The 24,365-nt window shown below is 53.5% G+C and carries 21 protein-coding genes; 6 read left to right on the top strand and 15 right to left on the bottom strand.

The annotated features are described in order from the left end of the window. Positions 1 to 3 precede the first annotated feature (3 nt). A complete protein-coding gene (locus R50912_RS03175) occupies positions 4 to 975 on the top strand; it encodes a helix-turn-helix transcriptional regulator (RefSeq protein ID WP_042232394.1) in 972 nt (323 codons plus the stop codon). Between the two features lie 131 nt (positions 976 to 1,106). After that, the gene (locus R50912_RS03170) at positions 1,107 to 1,403 is read left to right on the top strand and encodes a zinc ribbon domain-containing protein (protein WP_042232393.1); all 297 of its coding nucleotides are present in this window, start codon (positions 1,107 to 1,109) and stop codon (positions 1,401 to 1,403) included. A gap of 91 nt (positions 1,404 to 1,494) precedes the next feature. Here the strand turns inward: R50912_RS03170 and R50912_RS03165 are convergent, their stop codons facing one another. Together R50912_RS03165 and R50912_RS03160 are read right to left on the bottom strand one after the other, a co-directional pair. Then, a complete protein-coding gene (locus R50912_RS03165; RefSeq protein WP_042232391.1) occupies positions 1,495 to 3,027 on the bottom strand; it encodes a DHA2 family efflux MFS transporter permease subunit in 1,533 nt (510 codons plus the stop codon). Next, positions 3,024 to 3,476: a MarR family winged helix-turn-helix transcriptional regulator gene (locus R50912_RS03160; RefSeq protein WP_039310060.1), complete on the bottom strand. Its 453-nt coding sequence runs from the start codon at positions 3,474 to 3,476 to the stop codon at positions 3,024 to 3,026. The genes R50912_RS03165 and R50912_RS03160 overlap by 4 nt, the downstream gene beginning before the upstream one ends. 209 nt (positions 3,477 to 3,685) lie before the next feature. On the opposite strand from R50912_RS03160, the gene R50912_RS03155 reads away from it, so the two are divergent. Continuing rightward, positions 3,686 to 4,375: a hypothetical protein gene (locus tag R50912_RS03155; RefSeq protein ID WP_042232390.1), complete on the top strand. Its 690-nt coding sequence runs from the start codon at positions 3,686 to 3,688 to the stop codon at positions 4,373 to 4,375. 215 nt (positions 4,376 to 4,590) lie between these two features. Here the strand turns inward: R50912_RS03155 and R50912_RS03150 are convergent, their stop codons facing one another. Then, positions 4,591 to 8,877 (bottom strand): 2-hydroxyacyl-CoA dehydratase, encoded by a 4,287-nt coding sequence (locus tag R50912_RS03150; protein WP_052416818.1) that lies wholly within the window; start codon positions 8,875 to 8,877, stop codon positions 4,591 to 4,593. A gap of 120 nt (positions 8,878 to 8,997) precedes the next feature. Continuing rightward, a complete protein-coding gene (gene bcp / locus R50912_RS03145) occupies positions 8,998 to 9,459 on the bottom strand; it encodes a thioredoxin-dependent thiol peroxidase (RefSeq protein ID WP_042232388.1) in 462 nt (153 codons plus the stop codon). Positions 9,460 to 9,561: 102 nt separating this feature from the next. Here bcp and R50912_RS03140 point away from each other — a divergent pair, with 102 nt between their 5' ends. Both R50912_RS03140 and R50912_RS03135 read left to right on the top strand, forming a co-directional pair. Beyond that, entirely contained in the window at positions 9,562 to 10,620 is a 1,059-nt protein-coding gene (locus R50912_RS03140) for an LCP family protein (protein WP_042232387.1), read from the top strand. A 105-nt stretch (positions 10,621 to 10,725) separates the two neighbouring features. Next, positions 10,726 to 12,051 carry a glutamate-1-semialdehyde 2,1-aminomutase gene (locus tag R50912_RS03135; RefSeq protein WP_042232384.1) on the top strand — a complete coding sequence of 442 codons (1,326 nt, stop codon included), beginning with the start codon at positions 10,726 to 10,728 and terminating at the stop codon, positions 12,049 to 12,051. Between the two features lie 72 nt (positions 12,052 to 12,123). Here the strand turns inward: R50912_RS03135 and R50912_RS03130 are convergent, their stop codons facing one another. From R50912_RS03130 to R50912_RS03085, 10 genes are all read right to left on the bottom strand, one after another. Then, positions 12,124 to 12,741: a hypothetical protein gene (locus R50912_RS03130; RefSeq protein WP_042232381.1), complete on the bottom strand. Its 618-nt coding sequence runs from the start codon at positions 12,739 to 12,741 to the stop codon at positions 12,124 to 12,126. 33 nt (positions 12,742 to 12,774) lie between these two features. After that, positions 12,775 to 13,026, bottom strand: coding sequence for a hypothetical protein (locus R50912_RS03125; RefSeq protein WP_042232379.1), 252 nt, complete (start codon positions 13,024 to 13,026; stop codon positions 12,775 to 12,777). Beyond that, positions 13,026 to 13,625: a peptide deformylase gene (gene def, locus R50912_RS03120; protein WP_042241448.1), complete on the bottom strand. Its 600-nt coding sequence runs from the start codon at positions 13,623 to 13,625 to the stop codon at positions 13,026 to 13,028. The genes R50912_RS03125 and def overlap by 1 nt, the downstream gene beginning before the upstream one ends. Positions 13,626 to 13,697: 72 nt before the next feature. After that, entirely contained in the window at positions 13,698 to 14,990 is a 1,293-nt protein-coding gene (locus R50912_RS03115) for a stalk domain-containing protein (RefSeq protein WP_042232377.1), read from the bottom strand. A 106-nt stretch (positions 14,991 to 15,096) separates the two neighbouring features. Continuing rightward, complete coding sequence (locus tag R50912_RS03110) at positions 15,097 to 15,387, bottom strand: hypothetical protein (RefSeq protein ID WP_042232376.1); 291 nt, start codon at positions 15,385 to 15,387, stop codon at positions 15,097 to 15,099. 15 nt (positions 15,388 to 15,402) lie between these two features. Then, positions 15,403 to 16,290, bottom strand: coding sequence for an inositol monophosphatase family protein (locus tag R50912_RS03105; RefSeq protein WP_039308641.1), 888 nt, complete (start codon positions 16,288 to 16,290; stop codon positions 15,403 to 15,405). Between the two features lie 165 nt (positions 16,291 to 16,455). Beyond that, positions 16,456 to 17,463 carry a UV DNA damage repair endonuclease UvsE gene (uvsE, locus tag R50912_RS03100; protein ID WP_042232373.1) on the bottom strand — a complete coding sequence of 336 codons (1,008 nt, stop codon included), beginning with the start codon at positions 17,461 to 17,463 and terminating at the stop codon, positions 16,456 to 16,458. Next, the gene (locus R50912_RS03095) at positions 17,460 to 17,777 is read right to left on the bottom strand and encodes a hypothetical protein (RefSeq protein WP_042232370.1); all 318 of its coding nucleotides are present in this window, start codon (positions 17,775 to 17,777) and stop codon (positions 17,460 to 17,462) included. Before R50912_RS03095 ends, uvsE begins: the two co-directional genes overlap by 4 nt. A gap of 46 nt (positions 17,778 to 17,823) precedes the next feature. Next, positions 17,824 to 18,915, bottom strand: coding sequence for a D-alanine--D-alanine ligase (locus tag R50912_RS03090; protein WP_042232367.1), 1,092 nt, complete (start codon positions 18,913 to 18,915; stop codon positions 17,824 to 17,826). Positions 18,916 to 18,934: 19 nt separating this feature from the next. Then, positions 18,935 to 19,963 carry an amidase domain-containing protein gene (locus R50912_RS03085; RefSeq protein WP_042232363.1) on the bottom strand — a complete coding sequence of 343 codons (1,029 nt, stop codon included), beginning with the start codon at positions 19,961 to 19,963 and terminating at the stop codon, positions 18,935 to 18,937. Between the two features lie 443 nt (positions 19,964 to 20,406). On the opposite strand from R50912_RS03085, the gene acnA reads away from it, so the two are divergent. Further along, entirely contained in the window at positions 20,407 to 23,151 is a 2,745-nt protein-coding gene (acnA, locus tag R50912_RS03080) for an aconitate hydratase AcnA (protein WP_042232361.1), read from the top strand. A gap of 117 nt (positions 23,152 to 23,268) precedes the next feature. Here the strand turns inward: acnA and R50912_RS03075 are convergent, their stop codons facing one another. Beyond that, the gene (locus R50912_RS03075; RefSeq protein ID WP_042232359.1) at positions 23,269 to 24,282 is read right to left on the bottom strand and encodes an ABC transporter substrate-binding protein; all 1,014 of its coding nucleotides are present in this window, start codon (positions 24,280 to 24,282) and stop codon (positions 23,269 to 23,271) included. Positions 24,283 to 24,365 lie beyond the last annotated feature (83 nt).

Below are 24,365 nucleotides of genomic sequence, written 5' to 3'. Positions count from 1 at the left end.
TCTGTGAAAATAGACCGTCTCCTCTCCATTGTCATTCTGCTGCTGAACCGGCCGCTGATTCAGGCCAAGGAGCTGGCCGATATGTTCGAAGTCTCCGTACGCACCATCTACCGCGATATAGACAGCATTAACACCGCAGGTATTCCTGTTGTCACGTATCAAGGGGCCGGGGGCGGTATCGGCCTCATGCAAGGCTACCGGCTGGACCGTAATGTGCTGTCCGAGCGTGAGCTGGCCGATATCTTCGGTGCACTGCAAAGCGTCTCCTCTTATGGCGGTGAAGGGCACCAGCTGTTAATGGAGAAAATCAGCAGTGTGATCCCGCCTTCCCAGACTGCTGCCTTCCGCAGCAAGACCACTCAGATGATCGTAGATCTCTCTCCTTGGGGACTGATGGGCCCTTTGGAAGAGCGGATCAGCCTTCTTAAAGAGGCGCTGGAGGAAAATACCGTCATCTCCTTCGAATATATCTCGGCCGAAGGCCGGGCAAGTACGCGTACCGTTGAACCCTACACCCTTGTACTCAAAGGACAAAGCTGGTACTTATACGGTTTCTGCACAGAACGCCGGGATTTCCGGCTCTTCAAGCTGCTGCGGATGAAAGCGCTGGTGAAGGAGAAGCGGAACTATACCCGCCAGGATATTCCGCTGAAGGAGCTGCCCTGGACGGACGGCTGGAAAGAACCGCAGAATATCCAGCCGATCCGGCTGCAATTTGCACCGGAAGGCAGGCATCTTGCGGAAGAGTATTTCGACTCCGAGGAACTGCAGCAGGATGATCGCGGCGGGTACACCCTCACGGTCCATTATCCTGAGAATGATTGGCTGTTCGGTTTCCTGCTAAGCTTCGGAACCGTGCTGGAGGTGCTTGGGCCGGAACATATCCGCCGGAGAATAGGCGAGCTGGCCGGAGGCGTTGCTGCCAAATACGCCTCCAGCCTCCCTCAGCCGCAGCCGACACACCCTGCTGATTAAAGAACGGAATAGTATCTTTTTTCCATAACCCGCACATGAACCTGAAACTATGCTGTCAGGTTTGCCGGCTTATACTGGACAGGAAGAGGCGGCAAACACCGCCTGAACCAGAACCCTGAGGAGTGTGCAATATGGAAACGGCGTCAACGAAACAAACGGAGAGCTTGTTCTGCCAAAGCTGCGGAATGCCGGTTAACGAAACAGAGCTGCAGGGCAGCGACAAGGAAGGCAACAAAACGGAGGAGTATTGTATCTACTGTTATGAGAACGGTGAATTCAAGCAGCCGGACATCACTCTGCAGGAGATGACCGATCTCTGTGCCGGGTACTTGGTGGAGGAAGGAATGGATGAAGCTGCCGCCCGACAGATGCTGGGGGATTCCCTGCCTCAGCTGAAGCGCTGGAGCACGGGAGCCGGGGTTAGCTGAGGCTGTAAACGGACAACAAAAGGACTACCCGGCAAAACCTTTACGGCTTTGCGGATAGTCCTTTTGATGAAATTATAGCCTGCGCATACATTTAAGCTCTTTGCGATTTCACCTTGTTAGGCTGTGGCTGTACTGCATCCTCTTCTTCCGTCTTCAGGAAATCCGGCTGCGGAGAAGTCTTTCTGATGAACAACGCCAGCACCAGGGCAAGCACTGTCACCCAGGTAGCTACAGTGAACGCATGAGTAATCCCGTTAATCGTTGCTTCCTGCGTAAGCTTAAGCATCGCCGCCTTATCGGTCTGCGATACCGCACCGCTTGTCAGTGCATCGGTAATGTTGCTCTTCGTACGGTTGGTCATCAGGCTGACGAACAGCGCCATACCCAGTGCACCGCCTACGGTCCGCAGGGTGTTGGACATTGCCGTACCGTGCGAAGCCAAACGCTGCGGAAGCTGATTCAGACCGGCAGTTACAATGGGCATCATCAGCATGGACATCCCGAACATCCGTGCAGTATACGTCAGAATCAGATGTGTATACGTTGTGCTGTTGCTGATCTGGCTGAACTCCCAAGTCGTAATAGCCGTGATGGCAAGACCGATAACTGCCAGCCATCTTGCACCGATTTTATCAAATATAATTCCGGTAATTGGAGACATAATACCCATCAGAATCGCACCCGGCAGCAGCATCAGTCCGGACTCCATCGGTGTAAAGCCGCGGATCGTCTGCAGATAGATCGGCAGCAGAATCATACCGGCGTACATAGCCATGGTCACGATAATGTTAATTACAGTAGTAAGTGAATACATGTTGTAGCGGAAAATCCGGAATTCAAGCAGCGGCTTATCCGCTGTAAGCTCACGCCATACGAACAGCCCCAGGGAGACAATACCCAGAATCAGACAGAGGATAACGGTTGTACTCCCCCAGCCGTCTGTTCCGGCATCACTGAAGCCGTACAGCAGTCCGCCAAACCCCAGAGTAGATAAGACTACACCGGGCTTATCCAGTTTTGGAGAAGTCAGCTTGCCTACATTCTGCATCGTCTTCATGCCAAGCAGCATCGAGAAGATAGCCAGCGGAAGCACAATGTAGAACAGCACGCGCCAGGAGTAGTTCTGAACCACCCATCCGGATAAGGTAGGTCCGACTGCCGGAGCAAAAATCATCGCAACCGCCATAAGTCCCATAGCCTTGCCGCGTTCTTCAATCGGGAATATGCGCAGGAACACAATGTTCATCAGCGGCATCAGAATCCCGGCACCTACCGCCTGAATAACTCTGCCTACCATAATCATTTCAAAGCCCGATCCTATTGCACAAACCAGTGTACCTATGGAAAATAGCATCATCGCCGTCGTAAAGAGCTGGCGGGTCGTAAATTTCTCTACCAGATAAGCGCTGATCGGCACCAGTACACCATTAACCAGCATGAACCCTGTAGTCAGCCATTGTGCCGTATTGGCGGCGATCTTCAGGTCCTCCATCATTTTGGGCAGCGCCACATTCATCAGTGTCTGATTCAATAACGCCACGAAGGCGCCGATCAGAAGCGCTGCGATAATCGGACCTCTGCGGATCGTCTTGGACGATGCAGCGTCAGCAGTAATTGTACTCATAGCTTCTTTTTGTCTCTCCCTTGTTCTAGAATCTTGATGATTTCACCATGCAACCGCAGCAGTTCTCCGGCATCCTCAGCAGGTATATTAGCCAAGGGCTGCAGGTACCTGCGCAGAGACTGTTTGCTTAACTCCCGGATCTCCTTGCCCTTATCGGTCATCGCCAGCTTAAATATACGTCTGTCGCTCTGCGAGCGTTCTCTGGTAATCAGTCCAGCCTTCACCATCCGGTCCACCACTCCGCTTGCCGCGCTGTTGCCAAGATGCAGCAGGTCTGCAAGCTCAGTGATACCGATATCGGGATGTGCCGACAACTTACGCAATACCATTAGCTGGGTGGATGTAATCTTCAGCTCTTCTGCGTCCTTCCACAAAAGCTGCTGGAAATTATGGTTGATACAGCGGAAAGAGGACAGAATATCGTCCAACTGCTTTTCCTTTTCCTCCAACCTCAATCCCTCCAATTACCCAATATAAAATAATACTTCGTATACGAACTATTTTACTATTTACCTATTTATTCGTCAATAACTTGCAGAAATTTTCTGAAAAAGTAATTATTCTTTCACTCCTTCCGGGATGCCGCCGGCAAAAGTTTGCGTTTATTGTGGACTTCCCGGGTCCAAAATATAAACCACACAGAAAGCGGGGAAATCAAATGAGTCTGGAGCAACAACGTAAGAGCTGGAGCGGGGACCATAAGCTTTTGTCGGGGATCATCGTAAAGCCTGAAGCGCATGCTGAAGCTGTTGCTTTATTCCTGAAGCTGCATTCAGCCCTGTATACTGCAGACATAAGCAGCGGGGAACAGCCTAGTCTCGAGGATTCTTTATGGAATAATCTGTTAGAGCCAACTTTGCGCAGCTATCCTGTACATACACCCGGCAGCCGTAACTCTATAGTCTGGCATATATGGCACAGCGCGCGGATCGAGGACATCACCATGAACATCCTTGGTGCAGACCATGCGCAGGTGCTTCATTCAGAGCACTATGCAGAAAGCCTGCAGACCCCGTTCATCCACTCCGGTAATGGAATGAATGATCAGGAAGTGGCTGCATTCAGTGCCGAGGTGAATATCGGGGCATTAGCGGCATACCGGCGTGCTGTAGCAATCAGAACACGCTCCATCCTTTCCGCTGTGCAGCCGGGGCAATTCGGACGCAAAGCCACTCCGGCGCAGTTCAGCAGGGTGCTGAAGGAAAAAGCCGTCCTGGAAACCGAGCAATGGCTGCTCGATTACTGGAGCGGCAAGACCCTTGCCGGACTGGTGCTGATGCCTGCCACACGGCATAATTTCGTCCATCTTAACAAAGCGATGCGCGTGAAGCAGAAGCTGCAGAGGTAAACTATATAAACCGCCTTAAGAGAACAACCCTTCATATTACGGTCATTCGCTGCGGGATTGGCGGAGGCCTTACACTTGCTTCTTTAGCAATGGGCAGGAATTTATGACGAGTTACGTGATCTTCGCCACAGAAAGCGGATGAATCGCAAAAGAGCGGGCCGGAGGTTAATCCGGTCCGCTCTTTGGCATATGCAGGGTTGTCACCATAACTGAGCTTATACCCCGCAGCCCACAGTGCCAGTTAAAGTAGGCTGCAGCCGTGCGACTTCCTCTGCTGACGGTTGTTTACCGCTCTCTAGCCCGCTGGCAATTGACATCATCAGCTTGATCCGGTTAGCCTGATTCACGACGCTGACCCCGGCATCATAGTCGATAGCAACGATATTCGCGCCCGGATACAGCTCCTTCAGACCTTTAATCATGCCCCGGCCGGTAATATGATTCGGCAGGCAGGCAAATGGCTGAATACAGGCGATATTGTTCACGCCATTATCCAGCAGATCCATCATCTCCGCTGTCAGGAACCAGCCTTCGCCCATCTGGTTGCCTACAGAGACCAGGCGGCCTGCTTTCTCGGCCAGCCCATAAATATTCTCCCGGCCTTTGGCCAGTCCGGCTTGCTCCAGTGCCACTTTGACCGGCTTGCGGTAAATCTCCAGATACGAGATCAGCATGGGATTAATATATCCCAGCCGTTTGCTTTTGCCGAATTGCTCGGCTTTGTAGATCGGATTATAGACACAATAGAAAATGAAGTCCAGGAAATCCGGCATTACAGCCTCTCCGCCTTCTGCCTCAATCATCTCGATAATGTGGTTATTGGCATCGGGATGGAACTTGATCAGTATTTCACCGACAATGCCCACCTTCGGCTTCACTGCCGGGTTGACCGCGAGCCGGGAGAACTCAGCAACGATCTCACGGCACAGCCGCTTGTACTCACGGAACGAGAAGTTTGAGAGGCTTTTCTTGCAGCGCTCCATTCCTCTGCGGAATAAGGCTCCGGCGCTTCCCGGAACGGTCTCATACGGTCTGAAGCGGTGCAGGAGACGCATCATCAGATCACCGTAGCAGGCCGCAGCAATCAGGCGGTTCGCCAGCTTCAGGCTGATCCGGAAGCCCGGCTGATTCTCCATTCCGGATGCATTCAGCGAAATGACCGGAATCTGCCCCAGATTCGAATCCTTCAGTGCCTTGCGCAGCAGGGAGATATAATTGGTCGCCCGGCAGCCGCCGCCGGTCTGTGACATGATCACGGCAGTCCGGTCCGGATCGTATTCCCCGCTCTTCAGCGCAGACAGCATCTGCCCAATGGTTACAATCGCCGGATAACAGGCATCGTTGTTCACGTACCTTAGGCCTTCCTCGGTCTCCTGCGGTCCGGTTGATTCCAGAATTTTCAGACGATAACCTGCATCCTGGAACACCCGTTCAAACAACTCGAAATGGATCGGTGACATCTGCGGAGCCAGAATGGTATAGGTTTCCTTCATTTCCTTCGTGAACGGCATATTTGCCTGCGTCTTGTATAGCAGCTGAGGCTGCACATCCCCCTTCTCCCGCTCACGCATAGCTGCCTGCAAGGAACGAAGACGTATACGCGCTGCCCCCAGATTGCTGATCTCATCAATCTTAATCAGCGTATAGACCTTGTTGTGACGTTCCATAATCTCCTGAACGGCATCGCAGGTGATCGCATCAATACCGCAGCCAAAAGAAGTCAGCTGGACAAGCTCCAGATCGTTTCTTCCCGCAGCCAGCCGGGCCGCACGGTACATCCGCGCATGGTAGGTCCATTGGTTGACTACGCCTACGTCTCCTTCACTGTGGTCCAGATGGCAGACCGAATCCTCGGTCAGCACAGCAAGACCCATGCCGGTGATCATATCGGCTATGCCGTGATTGATCTCCGGATCAGCATGGTAGGGATGACCGCAGAGCAGAATCCCCTTCGTCCCCGTCTCCGTGAGGAAGACCAGCGTTTCTTCACCCTTCGTACGCACATCATTCTTCGCCCGATCAGCTTCAGCAAGTCCCGCCTGTACAGCTGCAGCGATCTCCTCCTTGGGAACATCGGCAAAGGTCTTCACCAGCACCCGCGTCAGCGCCGGAATATCATCAAAGGTCAGAAATGGACTGACAAGAGGAACCCCCTGCTCCTTCAGACCATCCATATTGTTGCGGATAACCTCCGGATAGGAGGCAACTACCGGGCAATTGAAATGATTCTGGGCCGCTTCATCTTCCTTCTTCTCAAAGACTACCGCAGGATAGAAGATGAAATCAACGCCTTTCCCAATCAGACTCTGGACATGTCCGTGAGCCATCTTCGCCGGATAACAGATCGATTCCGAAGGGATGGTATCCATCCCGCTCTCATACAGCTTCTTGCTGGATTTCGGAGACAGTACGGTCCGGTAGCGCAGAGAGGTGAAGAAGGTATGCCAGAACGGATAATTCTCGAACATATTCATCGTCCGCGGAATTCCAACCGTGCCCCGTACCGCCGCTTCTTCAGGCAATCCCTCATAATCGAAGAATCGTTCATATTTATACTGCATCAGATTCGGCAGCGTATTCTTCTCTTTCTTGCCGCCTGCCCCGCGCTCGCAGCGGTTCCCGGTCACGTGAAAGCTCTTGTCCGGGAAGCGGCTGATTGTGAGCGCGCAGTTATTGGCGCAGCGGCTGCAGCGGCCGGGAGAGACTGAGTATTGGAATGTCTCCAGCTCTTCGGGTCCCAGAATAGTGCTAATCCCTTCTGGGCGAGCCTGTTCTTTGGCAATCAGCGCACAGCCGTAGGCGCCCATAACGCCGGCAATATCAGGTCTGACCACGGTTCTCCCGGTCAGCTGCTCGAAGGCCCGCAGTACAGCTTCATTGTAGAAAGTACCGCCCTGAACAATGATGTTGCGGCCCAAATCCTCCGGATTGCGGATTTTGATTACCTTTTGCAGGGCATTCTTGATAACTGAATAGGCAAGTCCGGCCGAGAGATCCGCCAGGGACGCGCCTTCCTTCTGTACCTGCTTCACCTTGGAATTCATGAACACTGTGCAGCGGGAACCGAGGTTCACCGGCTTGACGGATTGGAGCGCCGATTGGGCGAACTCCTCAATGCCGAGCTCCAGCGCAGAAGCGAAGCTCTCCAGGAAGGAGCCGCAGCCTGCCGAGCAGGCTTCATTAAGCATCAGGCTGTCGATAGCGCCGCCGCGGATCTTGATGCATTTCATATCCTGGCCGCCGATATCGAGGATAAAGTCTACTTCCGGCATGAATTTGGAGGCCGCTTTATAATGCGCTACCGTCTCCACTTCGCCGCCGTCTGTCCGCAGCGCGGCCTTGACCAATCCCTCGCCGTAACCGGTAGCATAAGCTCCGGCGATGTAGCAGCTCTCCGGAAGAATCCGGTAGATTGCCTTCAGCGCATCCGTGACAGACTGCAGCGGGTTGCCTTTATTGCTTCCGTACGAGGTGTATAGAATCTCATCCGCCGAGCCGGTAACCACCAGCTTTGTCGTTGTAGAGCCGGCATCAATGCCGAGATAAACAGGTCCGCGATAGGCGGACAGCTCCGAACGCGGTGCCGTCGCTTGGCCGTGGCGGAGTCTGAACTGCGCCAGATCATCCGGAGTCTCAAACAGCGGTGCCAGCTCAGCATCCTCCGCACGGTCCAGCGAGAAGTCCACGGAAGCAATCCGCGAGATCCAGCCGGATAGCGGCAGGAATAGGGGGTCAGACTGCGCAAGCGCCGAACCGATCGCTACAAAATATTGTGAATGCTCCGGGAACAGTATATCGCCTTCCTTAAGTCCCAGCGTATCCGCAAAACGGTCGCGGAGTGCAGACAAGAACGTCAGCGGTCCGCCCAGAAAAGCCACACGGCCGCGGATCGGCCGGCCGCAGGCAAGTCCGCTGATCGTCTGGTTCACAATGCTCTGGAAGATGGAGGCTGCCACATCCTCGCGGCGTGCTCCTTCATTAAGCAGCGGCTGCACATCACTCTTGGCAAATACCCCGCAGCGTGAAGCGATTGGATAGATCCGCTCATGCTTCACTGCAAGCTCATTGAGCCCGCCGGGATCTGTCTGCAGCAGCGAGGCCATCTGATCGATAAAGGCTCCGGTACCGCCTGCGCAGGCGGTATTCATCCGCTGCTCTATGCCGCCGCTTAGATAGATAATCTTGGCATCTTCACCGCCAAGCTCAATCGCTGTATCGCACTGCGGAATCCGTTCGCTGATCGCCTTGGTACAGGCAATGACCTCCTGGACAAAAGGAATCTCCCCCAGTTTAGATAGTGATAAACCGGAGGAGCCGCTTACAGTGAGTGCCGCTTCGCTATCCGGGAACCGGTCCTGTACATCGGACAGGAGCGATAGCGCTGCTTTTTTTATATCGCTGAAATGACGCACATAATCTTGATAAATAATTGTATCCCGCTGCATAACAACCAATTTGGCCGTAGTTGATCCGACGTCAAGCCCAATACGCAGTATTTTCATGCCATCCCCCATGCCTTGCTCCAAATTTGAAGTAATATGAGGCAACTATATCATGAGAGAGGCTGACCAAAGCTGTTAAAAAAGTAACAGACAAATACAATTAACTCCCAGCATACTTAATTATTTCACGATTTGTTCTAATGCTGCCTCCACATGGCCCTTGACCCGGACTTTTCTCCATTCCGCACGCAGAATTCCTTCTTCGTCAATCAGGAAGGTGGAGCGCACAATGCCCATAAATTCTTTGCCGTAGAGCTTCTTCAGCTGCCATACTCCGAATAATTCGCTGACCTTATGCTCCTCATCGGAGAGCAGCGGAAATGGCAAACCGTTCTTCGCGATAAATTTGCCGTGTGAGGCGAGATTATCGGAGCTGATTCCCAGCAGGACCGCTCCATGGGCTGTAACCCTGTCATGGGCATCACGGAAGTCGCAGGCTTCCTGCGTGCAGGCGGGTGTCATATTCTTGGGATAGAAGTAGAGCAGGACTTTCCTGCCGCGATACTGGCTTAAGCTAATTTCCTGCCCTGTGGAAGCGGGGAGCTTGAAGTCCGGGACCGCTTGTCCAAGCTTGATATTCATTTAATGTTCACTCCTTATGGATATGGCTGATGATTCGGAAATTGCGTGTATTCCCAAAAGAAATTATAATGTAGAGAATGTGAACCGGAAAGGAAGAACGAAATGCCGCCAAGAAAGAACCGGCACGCAAAAGCCGGCAAATCAAAAAAGAAGACGTTGCTCTGGACTCTGGCAATCATACTCCTTCTAATTATCGGAGGTCTGGTTTATTATTTCACCGCGATCTACAACCAGCTGGACAACCTGCACAAGACAGGTGAAGATTCTCCGTTTGTCAATGTGCCAACAGCCTCGGCGGAAACTGTTCAGCCCCCTGAATGGGAAGGTACAGAGCCTGTGAACATCCTGCTTATGGGTGTCGATGCGCGCGGGGTGAAGAAAGGCGAGGTTCCACGTTCGGATACCATGCTGGTTGCCTCACTAGACCCGGTCAAGAAAAAATTCTATGTGTTCTCTATTCTTCGCGATACTTATATCCCTATCCCTGACCACGGGACACAGCGGATCAATGCTGCAATTACCTATGGACCCAATACGGCGATGCAGACGGTAAGCGACCTGCTCGGCATCCCGATTCAATATTATGTGTATACCGATTTCCAGGGCTTCATGAAGCTTGTAGATGCCGTTGGCGGTGTCGACTATGAGGTTGAGAAAGACATGCACTATACTTCCAAAGCGGACGGGCCGGAGTTCGATATCGATCTCAAAAAAGGCTTCCAGCACCTGGATGGCAATATGGCGCTGCAGTACGTGCGCTTCCGCCATGACGCCACTTCCGATTTCACCCGGACGGAACGCCAGCGCGGATTCCTCAAGGCCGTGGCGGACAAGGTGATCAGTACCACTTCTATTATTAAGCTGCCCACGATTCTGTCAGAGGTTACGCCTTATATTGATACCAATCTTACGTTAAGTGATATGTGGAAGCTGGGTAGCGTTGGCTATGACAGCTCCATGGGAGGCAGTGCGCAAATCCCGCCGATGGAGCTGATCCGAGAGAAAACCACCAAGGATGGCTCCCAGGTCATCGGCTTCACCAGTGATGAAGATCTGCAGCAGTTCGTGCAGGATACAGTCACTGCGCCGGATCCTACTCCGACTCCTGAAGCAGAGGCTTCCCCGGGCAGCAGCCCTTCCGCTACACCTGGATCTAACTAGAATACAATATAACCATGCTTGGCACACTGGGGCGGGCGGACAGCGGGATACACCGCCTGTTCGCCCGTTCCCTTGCGCCTCCGACATACGAAAGGATGTTATTCCATGAACCGCAGCACATCAGAACATTTATACCAGGAAGCTCTGCAGCATATCGTTGGAGGCGTCAACAGCCCCTCCCGTTCCTTCAAGGCCGTAGGCGGTGGTGCCCCCGTATTCATGAAACGCGCAAGAGGCGCCCGCTTCTGGGACGAGGACGGCAATGAATATATTGATTATCTGGCCGCCTATGGCCCGATCATTACCGGACATGCCCACCCGCATATCACCGCTGCCATTACAGAGGCTGCACAGAACGGACTGCTCTATGGCACGCCGACCCAGCTTGAAATCAGGCTGGCCAAAATGCTGAAGGAAGCTATCCCCTCCATGGACAAGGTACGCTTCGTCAACTCCGGTACAGAAGCCGTCATGACAACGATCCGAGTAGCACGCGCCTACACGAAGCGCAGCAAGATTATCAAGTTCGCAGGCTGCTACCACGGCCACTCTGATCTTGTGCTTGTAGCTGCAGGCTCTGGACCGTCTACGCTGGGCATCCCGGACAGTGCAGGCGTTCCGGCCAGCATCGCCCAGGAAGTCATCACTGTACCCTTCAATGATCTGGACGGGCTACGCGAGGCGCTTGAGCAGTGGGGTGAAGATGTGGCTGCCGTTATGGTCGAGCCGATTGTCGGTAACTTCGGCATGGTCATGCCGCATCCTGGTTTCCTCGAAGGCCTGTGCAAGCTGACGCATGAGAACGGCTCGCTTGTCATTTACGATGAGGTCATCACCGCTTTCCGTTTCCATTACGGCTCCACCCAGACTTATGCAGGTCTTGAGGGCCATGAGGATATCATTCCCGATCTGACCGCACTGGGCAAAATCATCGGCGGCGGGCTGCCTATCGGCGCTTACGGCGGACGTAAGCATGTCATGGAGCAGGTCGCTCCGCTGGGTCCGGCATATCAGGCCGGAACGATGGCTGGTAACCCAGCCTCGATCTCGGCTGGGATTGCCTGCCTTGAGGTGCTGAGTGCCGAGGGTGTCTATAATGAGATGGAACGGCTCGCTATCCGCCTGACCGAAGGGCTGCAGGAATCTGCCGGACGGCACGGTATTCCATTGACCATCAACCGGATACGCGGTGCATTCTCTACGCATTTCTGTAGCCATCCGATTACCAATTATGATGAAGCGCAGGATACCGACGGTGAAATGTTCGCCAGCTTCTTCCGCCATATGCTGAACCGCGGCATTAATCTGGCGCCTTCCAAATATGAAGCGTGGTTCCTGACCACTGCCCATACGGACGCCGACATCGATATTACGCTGGAGGCAGCAGAGGCCTCGTTCTCGGCTATGGCGGCGGAGCAGCAACAGCTGTAAGAAACTCTAGATAAAGAGGCTGGCCCCAATGGGGCCAGCCTCTTTTCACACCCAATATACCGTACAGCTTCCTTAGAAATCAATCCGCTTGTCCAGAGTGACCTCCTTATGACGCGGACGTCTAAGTCCTCTGCCGTCAGGGACCAGTGAGAATTCAATGGAATCCAGCGCTTCCGGGAGCGGGGGCCAAATTAAAAACCGCATCTCTACCTGGGCACCGCCGCCCCGGCCACCATGCATCTGCACCTCATATTCAGCCTCTCCCAGAATTGCGAGTGTAAGAGGGGCTTCGATGCTGACGCTTTCTACGGACGCTGTCAGGCACTTGATCTCGACCGAAAGAATACTCAGGTTCTCATATTGCATGGAATGAGTGAGCGCATATTCAAAATCCCCATCCCGTGTTGTCTTCATGATCGGAAGCACTCCGCGCAATTCACCCGGCTCTTCCCAAAAGTGACGTCTGGGCACTGATTGATTCAAGCTGCCCAGTACAAGCGATATTTCCGAAAGCTCCAGCCCCAGATCATTGGACCATTGCTGCATCAGCTCCGGATCCGGAAACAGCTGTTGTCCTTCTGCGACTGACTTCCTCTGCTGCACTAGTCTTAGAATCTGCTCATCAATCTTCTTCGCTTCATCGTTGTATACATTCTGCAAGCCTCTTATAGCTATTCTGTTCCACTCCATACCGCTTCACTCCCGATTTCAGGGTTGAAATGATCAGCTCCCGCCGCTCTTGCGCTGTCCATACATGAACAGCGCAGCAACCGCGAGCGGGGTCACCAGCCTTACAGCGAGCGGCATACTGCCTCCCGCAATAGCGACAACCACATAACTTACAACGATGGCCACTTCCGCCATGATGTGCTCGTGGAATGTACCTTTTCTAATCCTGTAGACAAAAACCAGCGCAATGACTAGTGCCAATCCTGTATATAGAAGGGTTAGCGGCAATCCTTGAATATCCATCATTACCCCTTGCTCTTCTGTTCATACAGGCTGCGGATTTCCACATCCTGCGGAAGCTTAAACGGATTCTGCTGATTAATCCGGTCATAGAACATGATCCCGTCCAGATGATCCATCTCATGCTGAATCACGATCGCCTGATAACCCTTGAATTTCTGGGTAATCACCTGACCGTTCAGATCAAACCCCCGAACCTTCACGGTCTCATACCGTGGCACAAAGCCGTGTACAGGCCGGTCCACGGACAGGCAGCCTTCGCTCTCCGGTAAATATACCATCGCCAGAGAATGGCTGATGATCTTGGGATTCACCCAGGTATACTCTACATTTTTGCCGTTATCGTCCTTCAGGCACATCACGAACATCCGCTTCTTCAGCCCCACCTGATTGGCGGATAAGCCTACCCCTGAACGGAGCTTATGCTTGGCAGACATCTCGGCATCCTGGCTGTTCTTCAGGAACTGCATCATACACTTCAGCGCTTCGCGGTCTTCCTCCTGCAGCGGCAGCTGTACGGGTTCTGCTACCGCACGGAGTACGGGATCCCCTTCACGCACGATATCATCCATCGTGATTATATATTCGGCATTATATTTTGTAATAGACAACTGCGTTCATCCACCTTTGCCTTACGGGCCTGATTTTATTATGCAATATTGATATATTATGCTGGATTAAGGATTAATGAAAGCTGTCCGCAGCTTGCTGCTGTAATTCACATCGAAGCCAAGTCCGGTAGCGAGTGCGGCGAGCGGCAGGTACGTTTTATCCTCTTTGCCGACCTTTTGCAGGAAAGCCGGGGTATCAATCGCCACATCCGTTCCGTTCACCTTAATCGTCTTCGAGCCAATCGTAATCACCACGGTTCTTCCGCCGTAAATAATCGTCGCGCTGGAGGTTTTGTTATCCCATTTACCGGTTGCGCCTACCGCATTCAGAATGTCCTTCAGCGCCAGGAAATTCTGTCCATTCTTCAGAATGGGCTTATTGGGCGTATTAAGTGTGGTTCCCTTCACTACAATTGACATCGGTGCGGCGGCTGAAATCATCACTGCAGCTGCCGGAGTAAGGTATCCTCCCCACTGCAGCTCTGCGAACACTGTGGCAATCCGTTCATAGCCTAGCTGCGTCGGATGGAAGTCCGCCGCTCCAGCCCCGATAATGTGGGTGAGCGATCCCTCTACACCCGCAAACTTCGCGGCAACATGGGCTACCTTTACGGGCGCTCCCGCCTGGTTCAAGGTAGCTGCGATATTCTCAGCCGCTACTGTGAACTGTGCAGCTGCACTCATCAGCTTGTCATATGAAGCGCCCAGGGCAATTCTTGGAGCAGGCTGATATTGATCGGCCAGCAGAATCGTTGCCAGGGGATTCACGGCCCGGATGTTATCCAGCGCCGATTTCACATTGCTGCTGTACGCCGCGAGGCGCTCCGCAAGCTGGGCGGTGAAGTCAGCCTCCGTAAGCGTCTTAACATTCAGAAACAGACTGCTGACATCATTGCCGCCTATAGTAATCGTAATCAAATCCGCTGCAGCAAGCTCCGTTCTAATCTGCGGCGTCATAGCGGCAAACTGGGCAATCCGCGGATCAGGCAACCCCGGCTGAATACTCTCAGGAGTAGTTGCCGTACCCTCTTTGATGGCAGCGGTATACTGAAGCAATCCTGATGTCTTCAGGCCTAATATACCGTAATTGCTTAGCGTACTTCTGCCGTGATACCAGCCTTGCTCCAGTAATCTCTCGGCGTATCCGTACGGCTTCACATTGGGATCGGTCATACCCGGCTCATACCCGGCAGTAATAGAATCTCCAAGTGCCACGATGCGAAAGACATCCTGCTCCGAGCCCTGCGTAACAGCTGCTGCAGCGGCACCGGCAGGGCCTGCATGCACATTAATCAATACGGCGAACAGCAGCAGCCCGCTAGTTCCGGCTGATATGAATCTTCTCCATGTCTTCAGCATCGTATTCCCCCTACATTAGTATAATTCCATTCTAACACCCAGCCACGCTACGCAAAAGAGCGGTTTCCCGATAAATCGGAAAACCGCTCCTGAGGTCCGCTGCGGCTTACTGCTCTCCGCTGCCGGATTCTGTAGAATTCTTATGGCCGCCCGCGCTAGACGGGTCGCTGATTTGATCAGAACGCTGCACATATTTATCATACCGGCTGTCCAATTCGTAAGCGATTTTGCGGTATCGGCGCGTTTCTTCGACTATAGGATCGAGCGTAGTCTGTATCCGGATCTCATACTTGGGCGAAATCTGGCGTATTTCCTTGGCCTGCCTGTCGTCTTGCTCCATCTCGCCATCCTGCAGAAGCTCACTCAGTCTGCGCTCCAGATCATCATTGTCACTCATGGCAATGCCGCCTCCTTACTGCTTCTTGAATCCCGTGGCGTCAGCTGCTTGCAGGGAGTTCACCAGATAATCATGTATCCGTCCATTGCTCGCCACTACATGGCGTGTACTGATATCGTAGGGATTGCCCTGGGTATCAGTGACTTTCCCGCCGGATTCCAGTACCAGCAGCACACCTGCCGCACAGTCCCACGGACTCAGGCCCACTTCCCAGTAGCCGTCCACCCGGCCTGCCGCAACATATGCCAGGTGCAGCGCTGCCGAACCGCCGGCGCGAACGCCGCGCACCTGAGGCAGAATTTGCTGCAGTCCAGCCATATTGGCAGGCTGGGCGAATACCCGGTCCGGCGGGAAGCCCATGGCAATCAGGCTGCTTCCAGGCTCCGCCTCCGCTGACACGGCGGTAGGAATTCCGTGCATATACGCACCTTTGCCCTTCTCGGCTACGAACATTTCGTCACGGATCGGGTCATAAATGACTCCCACTGTCAGCTCTCCCTTGACGACGAGGGCAATAGATACACAATAGAAAGGAAATCCGTGTACGAAATTGGTAGTGCCGTCAATGGGATCAACGATCCACAAATACTCATGCTCCCGCGCTTCATCCAGGGCAGCAGTCAGCGCGTCCGCTCCCGGCTGAACGCCTTCCTCCCCAAGGATGGCATGGTCGGGATAATGGGTCAGGATCAGCCGGCGGATCATTTGCTCCACACCTTTATCGACCTCCGTAACCAGATCCTGGGCGGATGTCTTGCTGCCCAGCTCCTTCACCTGGCCTTGTCTGCTCTTGATCCATTCCCCCGCTTTGGCTGCAGCATTAATTGCCGCCGCCGTATGTCCCTTGCTTGTAACTACATAGGGTTCCCGTTCATTTCGGTTATCAGGACTTACAGGACTCATCTCTTCACTCCGCTTTCTTTGAGCATGATCGTTCTCCCATGGAACGCTGTTACGCGCAGGACGTCAAATTGCTGCTCAACTTTCATTCAACGTACCCTATTTCAGCCCACTTATCAAGTCAATATTGGCACCGTAATAAGGCCTAATCCCCTTGTTTGTTGGCTGTTATGCTTGTATATTCACGCTGGCTCCGTTTAGTACCGTAATTCCGTTCCCGCCCTGTGCAAGCTCCTTCATGGCCTCCATCAGACCAAACAAGGCTCCGTCCTTGAGCTTCGCTTCGATCATGACATCCACTGCCGGAGTACCTTCGGCGATTCGCTTCAGAAAAGCAAATATCGGAGCCGGCTCCACGCCGTCGGCATGGCTCCGCGGATCGGACGGGCTGCGCGGGCTGGAGACATGAATCTTCGGAGGCAGTACTTCCCCGGGCAGGACATCCTTCAGGGCAAGACTGCTTGTCCATGTCTTCTGGATCTCCGGCCACAGCTCCCAGGGGAGCTCGCCTTCGTTGTTGACCCATTGATGATGGATATCCAGCACCATCGGCAGCCCCAGGCTGCGGCTAACTTCCAGTGTCTCCACCGCATTGAACGTCTTGTCGTCATTCTCCAGCGTCATCCGTTCCCGGAGTGCAAGCGGCAGCGCGGAGCATTGCTCACAGAAACGCGCCGCAGACAGAGGCTTGTCCCCATAAGCACCGCCTATGTGAATATTGCTCTTGGCGGTTGCCGGCAACCCCATGGCCTCAAGCATATCGGCATGATGCTGCAGGTCGCGGATCGAGCTTGCGAGGACCTCTGGACGCGGAGTACTAAGGACCGTGAAATGGTCCGGATGAAAGCTGACCCGCATGCCGTGCCTCTTCACATAAGTGCCCACCTCAGCGAACTCCTCCGCCAGTGCTGACAGCGGATGCCAATCCGCCAGATCAGGATGGGTAGCCAGCGGAATCAGCTTGGAGGTCAGGCGGTAGACCCTAATATCCGAGCCTGCATTATGCTTCAGCAGGCGGAGTGTATTATGCAGATTAATCCGTGCGATTGATTCCAGCTTACGCAGTCCGGCTTCCCGGTCGCCCAGCTTGTTAAAGCTTGCCATAGTCATTGTCTTAGAGGGTGAGCAGTCCGGGATGACGGTAGACATGGCGACATAGCCGAAGCGGACAATCATCCTTCTTCTCCAAAGAACATTTCGTAGGCAAGTGCCGTCTGTACACGCGACTCTTCCTCATTCAGCTTGCGTACCAGATCCATCTCCACAGCTGTAACCTCATTGCCCTGGAAGTTAATTTCAGCTATGGAAGCCGATATCTTGACGATCGCTACAGCAACATTCTCCGGGTTGTAGGCGATGACCTTCTGACCGGTCGGGTATACACGGAAGCCCTGCTTCACCATTTTGGTTCGTCCGTACTCCAGCAGCTCATATAGCTCCTGTTCATTCTTGAATTTGCACACTGAATTGAATTCTGATAGAAACCCCATGCTTCTCTCTCCTTCCCGGCCGGAATGCTCCCGCCGATCACCTATATTATTCGTTATCGTACTTAAGCCCTTGTCTGAACTGGTACCGCTCCAGCGCGAGCCCGATCATTCGGTCCAGCAGCGCCTGATAGGATACGCCGGTCTCACGCCACAGCAGAGGATACATACTGAACGGGGTGAAGCCGGGCATTGTATTCACTTCATTAATGAGAATTTTGCCGTCAGACTTCCGCAGGAAGAAATCGGCCCGGGTAATCCCGCTGCCCTCAATGGCCTTGAAAGCCAGCAATGCCGATTCGCGCAGGCGGTCTGCCACCTCGGGATCGACAGGTGCCGGGATCAGCATCTGCGATTTACCGTCTGTGTATTTGGCGGCATAATCATAATATTCGCCGGAAGAGACGATTTCACCCGGAACTGAGGCTTCTGGCTCTTCATTGCCAAGTACGGCAACTTCTACCTCACGGGCATCGATGAATTCCTCGATGATGACCTTGGTATCATAACGGAACGCGTAATCAACAGCCTTGATCAGACTTTCTTTGTCGGCTGCTTTGGAGATGCCTACACTGGAGCCAAGGTTGGCCGGTTTCACGAATACCGGATACCCCAGCTTATCCTCTACACCAACGATCAGCTCATGGCTTTTGCTGTTCCAGTTCGCAGCATTGAAATAACAATATTCACATTGATCAAGCCCTGCCTCGCCGAATAGCTTCTTCATGACAACCTTATCCATACCCGCCGATGAAGCCAGCACGCCTGCGCCAATATACGGAATATTCGCCATTTCGAACAGCCCCTGGATGGTGCCGTCTTCCCCGTTCGTGCCATGCAGCAGCGGGAACATCACATCCACAATGGAATCTCCGCCGCTTAGTCCGCTGAACAACGCATTCAGGGCCATCCCCATATCACCGGAAGCTCCGGACAGCTTAAGCTCTTCAATTCCGCTGAATGGAGCCTCCAGGGCTGCTCCTACCTTCCACACTCCCTGTTTGGAAATGTAGAACGGAATAATTTCATATTTATCGTAGTCAAAAGCGTTCATAACCGCATAAGCCGTCTGGAGCGATACCTCATGCTCTCCGGATTTGCCGCCGTACACCAGTCCTACGGTCAATTTAACGTTCCCCATGCCCTAACCTCTTTCTGAATTATAAGTAGTCATTAATATGAAAAAAACGGTAGGCCGTGCGGTCCGTCCAGGCGTAGGAATCCTTGTAATCCCAGAAGCGGTGGCGGCTGCTGACCGTCCGGGCGTTCACCAGCGGCATGCCTCCCGCATCAAAGGCGGTAACAATCGTGCTGTGCTGGTAATGTCCGTTGCCGTCCCAGTCGTATTGGATCACATCGCCTAACATCAGCTGCTCCGGCCGCTCGACAACTTCAGCGCGCAGACCACTGCTCCGGCTGCCGCTCAAATAACGCTGCAGGCTGTCTGAAACCGCCCAGCTGAAGCTCCACCATTCCTGTGCCCCATTGTAGCCCTTGTACCACCAGCCCGTTTCTCTTTTACCAGTATAGTTGATAGGTGCTCCCCCTGCAAAGAGACATTGGGAGACATAATTCGTGCAGTCCACCTCGAAAATCTCGAACTCCGGATTGCCGTCCTTCCACCAGCGGTCGGCATACGCCGCCGCCTCTTCGCGGCGGTAGCGGACCTCCCTTGCGCTGCTCACTCCGCGCAGGACCCTGCGGTTCAGCAGCGGCTGGGATGGCCGCGGTGCAGGCAGCACCTCCCCCCACTGCGACAGCCGCAAGGCAGGCTCAGTCTCCACCACTTTGCGCACAGCATTCCGCTCGGGAACACTTCGCTCCACGTTGATTATCTCCCAGTCTCCATCTTTCCGCACAAAGGTCAGCCGCTCGGACTCAATCACATCCTCGCGGTGCGTCATTCCGCCCTTCTCATAATAGAATGCGCTGTGCAACGCCACATCGGCGACCACCTCGGCGGGATTCTGCCGCACGGTACGCAGTGTCCTGACGCCTGTTTCCCCGCGCAGCGGAGTGATTCCCCGCATGCTGTACCACTGCGCAATACGGCGGAAGCGTGTACGCTGTTCGTCCAGGAACCGCGGATCCTTGATTGTGGTTTGGCGCGGTTCAATTCCAGGTGCAACCCGCCCCTTGTTCAGCTGATCCACATAGACATAGAGACTTTTCTTCCACTGCTGCTCCATTCATTCTCCGCCCTTTCGTTCAAATATAAGAATTTATAGGCTCCGGCACTATAAATTATCCTTCTATTTCACGCTGAAACTGTGCCGTCCTTTTTAGGGCGGCATAGCCGTTTCCCCTTGCCGTGTTGGCTGCTGTCCTATGTAGTCCTATATATATGAAGGATTGCCTGCCGCTATACAGGACGGGAACGATTTAACTACAATTGAATCCGGGAAACCATCCGCTCCAGGCATGGCTGGAAATAGGCGGAAACGGCTTTGCAGCATGAAGCATATAAATTTTCTGAATGAACGGCTTTTTCGCTTAATTTAGCGCAGTTTCACCCTCTACAAACCTTCCATGAAGAAGGAAAAAAAACTTTACTCCCCTCTTTGCAACCGTTATACTTAAAGTATAGGAATATGAAATGTAGTTTCACCAGATGAAACGAGGAGGCGCATATATGCCAAGCAAGGACCATTTCTCACTGGCTAAGAACCTGGAATCAGGCGGCAAAACTTATCGCTACTATCATTTGAACTCGCTGGAAGAACAAGGCGTGGGCGACATTTCATCCCTGCCATTCTCCATTAAGGTATTACTTGAAGCTGCTGTCCGCCAGTATGACGGACGGGCAATTACAGAAGAGCATGTGAAGCAGCTGGCCGGCTGGTCCGGCGGCATTGACCGAAATAAAGAAATCCCTTTCATCCCGGCCCGGATTGTATTGCAGGACTTCACCGGCGTACCGGTAGTCGTTGATCTTGCCGCAATGCGCGACACCGTCAAGAAAGCCGGCGGCGACCCTAAGAAGATTAATCCGCTTGTGCCGGTTGACCTGGTTATTGACCACTCGGTTATGGTCGATGCCTTCGGAACTGCCGACGCACTGGAATATAATATGAACGTTGAATTCGAGCGCAACGAGGAACGTTACCGCTTCCTGCGCTGGGCGCAGACTGCCTTTAACAACTTCCGCGCAGTTCCCCCGGCAACCGGGATTGTGCATCAGGTTAACCTGGAGTATCTGGCTTCTGTAGCCACTACCAAGACTATTGACGGCGAAACGGTCGTATACCCGGATTCCCTAGTTGGAACGGACTCCCACACCACAATGATCAACGGTCTTGGCGTGGTCGGCTGGGGTGTAGGCGGGATTGAAGCGGAAGCAGGCATGCTCGGCCAGCCGCTCTATTTCGTGACACCGGATGTCGTGGGCTTCAAGCTGACCGGCAGTCTGATGGAAGGCGCCACCGCTACCGACCTGGCCCTGACCGTTACCCAAATGCTGCGCAAGAAAGGCGTAGTCGGCAAATTTGTCGAATTCTACGGTCCTGGTCTGGCTAATATCAGTCTGGCGGACCGCGCGACCGTAGCCAATATGGCACCTGAATATGGAGCAACCATCGGCTTCTTCCCGGTAGACGACGAGACGCTGGCCTATCTGCGCAGCACCGGACGCCCGGATGAGCTGGTTGAGCTGGTAGGCGATTACTACAAAGCGCAGGGGATGTTCCGCACCGCAAGTACGCCGGACCCTCAGTTCAGCGATATCATCGAACTGGATCTTGCCTCTGTAGTGCCCAGCCTGGCCGGACCGAAACGTCCGCAGGACCGGGTCGAGCTAACCCATATGAAAGAAACCTTTGAAGGCATCATCCGCACACCTGTTGACAAGGGCGGCTATGGCCTCAGTGATGAGAAGATTGCCGAAGTCGTGGAAATACAGCACAAGAACGGCAGCACCAGCAAGCTCAGCACAGGAGCCGTTGTAATTGCCGCCATTACCAGCTGTACGAATACCTCCAACCCAAGCGTTATGCTTGGAGCAGGACTGCTCGCCAAGAAGGCTGTCGAACGCGGATTGACCAAACCAGGTTATGTCAAAAGCAGCCTGACGCCCGGATCGCTGGTCGTTACGGAATATCTGCAAAAGGCCAATTTGCTGAAGCCGCTGGAAGCGCTGGGCTTCTATCTGGCCGGATACGGATGCGCCACCTGTATCGGCAACTCCGGTCCGCTGCCGGATGAAGTCAGCCAGGCCATTACAGAACATGATATGACCGTTGCCGCTGTTATATCCGGCAACCGTAATTTCGAGGGCCGCGTACATGCCCAGGTCAAAGCCAACTATTTGGCTTCACCGCCGCTTGTGGTAGCCTATGCGCTCGCTGGTACCGTTAATATTGACCTGAAGACCGAGCCGCTGGGTTACGATCCGCAGGGCGAGCCTGTCTTCCTGGCCGATATCTGGCCTACTACTGCCGAGATCCGTGAAGCTGTAGCACTCTCGCTCAGTCCGGAAATGTTCCGCAGCAAATATGAGAATGTCTTCACGGCCAATGAGCGCTGGAATTCCATTCCGGTACCGGAAGGCGAATTGTATGAATGGGACGATAATTCCACTTATATTCAGAATCCGCCATTCTTCGAGCATCTGGCAGACGGTATCGGCGACATCAAGGATATCCGCAGCTCGCGTGTTCTGGCGCTGCTGGCTGATTCCGTCACTACCGACCATATCTCACCAGCCGGGAATATCTCCACCTCCGGTCCGGCCGGAGAATATCTGCGTAATCATGGCGTAGAACGTGCGGACTTCAACTCCTACGGCTCGCGCCGCGGGAACCATGAAGTGATGATGCGCGGTACCTTCGCCAACATCCGGATCCGCAACGCCGTTGCTCCGGGAACCGAAGGCGGGGTAACCACCTTCCTGCCGAGCGACGAAGTGATGTCGATCTATGACGCATCCATGCTGTACCAGTCCGCCGGCCAGAACCTGATCGTCATTGCCGGCAAGGAATACGGCACCGGCAGCTCGCGTGACTGGGCCGCCAAGGGCACGTTGCTGCTGGGAGTCAAAGCCGTCATCGCCGAGAGCTTCGAGCGGATTCACCGCAGCAATCTCGTCGGCATGGGCGTACTGCCGCTGCAGTTCCAGGAAGGCCATGGCTGGAGCAGCATGGGCCTGACCGGACGTGAGACCTTCGACATTACCGGTCTCGACAACGATGTACTACCCGGTCAGGAGCTGACCGTCACCGCCACACGCGAAGACGGAACCCAGTTCGACTTCCCGGTCATTGCCCGGCTCGACAGCACTGTTGACATCGACTACTACCGTAACGGCGGTATCCTGCAGACGGTGCTCCGCCAGATGCTGGCTGATGCCACAGCTTCGGAAACGGCTCTGCCGGTAGAATAACCTTATACACACAAGCTTAAATATTACAAAAGCTGCGCTGGTATCAGATATTGATCTGACACCGGCGCAGCTTTTTATATGCAGATTTGCAGATAGCTTCCTTATTTCATTTATGGATTATTTCACGGACAGCAGGCTTGTTGTGATGAAATCCAACTGCTTCTCCAGTGAGATCGGGTCATTGTAAGTATCTGCATCAGGATTGAGCTGGAAGACGTTTCCTGCTTTAACTGCTGGCAAGCCTGCCCAGATCGGATTATCATATACAATCTTAGGATCTGTTGTATCCCCTGACCATGGACAAGTGAAGATAATATCACCGGCGAAGTCCGGAAGCTTCTCCAGAGAGATGGAGGCCCAGCCTGTCCCGCTGTCAATCGCCTCTTTCTGCGCTTCTGCAGGTGCATTCAAACCAAATTCCCCGTATAGAATTTCGCCGCCCCGTCCATAATTATGTCCAAATACATACAGACCCTTGGCATACGGGTTCAGGATAGATACAGTTTTGTTGCCGACAGCGGCCTGCACCTGCGGCTTCAAATCAGCAATCCGGGCCTCCCACTGTGTGATCCAGGCCTTCGCTTCATCATTCTTATTCACAAGCTTGCCGTAGTCCAACATCTGATCCTTAAAATTCTTTGCGCCATACTGAATCTGCACTACAGGCGCAATCTCCTTCAGCTTATCGATGCCTTCCGTGCCGGTGTACACAATTATCAGGTCAGGGTCCAAGGACAGGATATTCTCCGGGGTGACATCATCACCAAGTGGTTCTGCACCCTCAAGCATTTCTGCAAGATACGGACTAGCCTTGGCTCCTTCCATAACCCCTACCGGCTTTACGCCAAGCGCCAGGAGATATCCTGTGTAGAACGCGGTAGTATCAACGATTCGCTGCGGATTCTTGGGTACTTGAACTTCTCCTGCACTGTCTTGGAAAGTGACCATTTCTACATCAGCGGTTGAATCCGCAGTGCGGGCTGTTGCAGCAGGAGTCGCCGTAGAAGACGTCTCAAGAGAAGCAGCGGAGTGGTTTGCAGAGTTATTAGCGGACTGGCCACAAGCTGCCAGCAGCAGAGCCAAGGCTAAGGTGAGGATGATGAGTACCAGACTTTTATTAGAATGTCGCAAAATGATCCCCCTATGTATGTGATATTGATAATCATTATCAATTATAATATAGCACAGCGTTTTCTCTCTGACAACTTCATTTT

The organism is Paenibacillus sp. FSL R5-0912, assembly GCF_000758605.1.
Classification (GTDB): domain Bacteria; phylum Bacillota; class Bacilli; order Paenibacillales; family Paenibacillaceae; genus Paenibacillus_AQ.
This window is presented reverse-complemented; position numbering and strand designations above follow the sequence as displayed.

Bases quoted from the DNA above. Each gene is read 5' to 3' on its own strand.
- R50912_RS03170 (WP_042232393.1), top strand. From the start codon at position 1,107: ATGGAAACGGCGTCAACGAAACAAACGGAGAGCTTGTTCTGCCAAAGC.
- R50912_RS03150 (WP_052416818.1), bottom strand. From the start codon at position 8,877: ATGAAAATACTGCGTATTGGGCTTGACGTCGGATCAACTACGGCCAAA.
- uvsE (WP_042232373.1), bottom strand. From the start codon at position 17,463: ATGATTGTCCGCTTCGGCTATGTCGCCATGTCTACCGTCATCCCGGAC.
- R50912_RS03105 (WP_039308641.1), bottom strand. From the start codon at position 16,290: ATGAGTCCTGTAAGTCCTGATAACCGAAATGAACGGGAACCCTATGTA.
- R50912_RS03130 (WP_042232381.1), bottom strand. From the start codon at position 12,741: ATGGAGTGGAACAGAATAGCTATAAGAGGCTTGCAGAATGTATACAAC.
- R50912_RS03155 (WP_042232390.1), top strand. From the start codon at position 3,686: ATGAGTCTGGAGCAACAACGTAAGAGCTGGAGCGGGGACCATAAGCTT.
- bcp (WP_042232388.1), bottom strand. From the start codon at position 9,459: ATGAATATCAAGCTTGGACAAGCGGTCCCGGACTTCAAGCTCCCCGCT.
- R50912_RS03165 (WP_042232391.1), bottom strand. From the start codon at position 3,027: ATGAGTACAATTACTGCTGACGCTGCATCGTCCAAGACGATCCGCAGA.
- R50912_RS03125 (WP_042232379.1), bottom strand. From the start codon at position 13,026: ATGATGGATATTCAAGGATTGCCGCTAACCCTTCTATATACAGGATTG.
- R50912_RS03110 (WP_042232376.1), bottom strand. From the start codon at position 15,387: ATGAGTGACAATGATGATCTGGAGCGCAGACTGAGTGAGCTTCTGCAG.
- R50912_RS03095 (WP_042232370.1), bottom strand. From the start codon at position 17,777: ATGGGGTTTCTATCAGAATTCAATTCAGTGTGCAAATTCAAGAATGAA.
- R50912_RS03085 (WP_042232363.1), bottom strand. From the start codon at position 19,963: ATGGAGCAGCAGTGGAAGAAAAGTCTCTATGTCTATGTGGATCAGCTG.
- R50912_RS03090 (WP_042232367.1), bottom strand. From the start codon at position 18,915: ATGGGGAACGTTAAATTGACCGTAGGACTGGTGTACGGCGGCAAATCC.
- acnA (WP_042232361.1), top strand. From the start codon at position 20,407: ATGCCAAGCAAGGACCATTTCTCACTGGCTAAGAACCTGGAATCAGGC.
- R50912_RS03135 (WP_042232384.1), top strand. From the start codon at position 10,726: ATGAACCGCAGCACATCAGAACATTTATACCAGGAAGCTCTGCAGCAT.
- R50912_RS03140 (WP_042232387.1), top strand. From the start codon at position 9,562: ATGCCGCCAAGAAAGAACCGGCACGCAAAAGCCGGCAAATCAAAAAAG.
- R50912_RS03115 (WP_042232377.1), bottom strand. From the start codon at position 14,990: ATGCTGAAGACATGGAGAAGATTCATATCAGCCGGAACTAGCGGGCTG.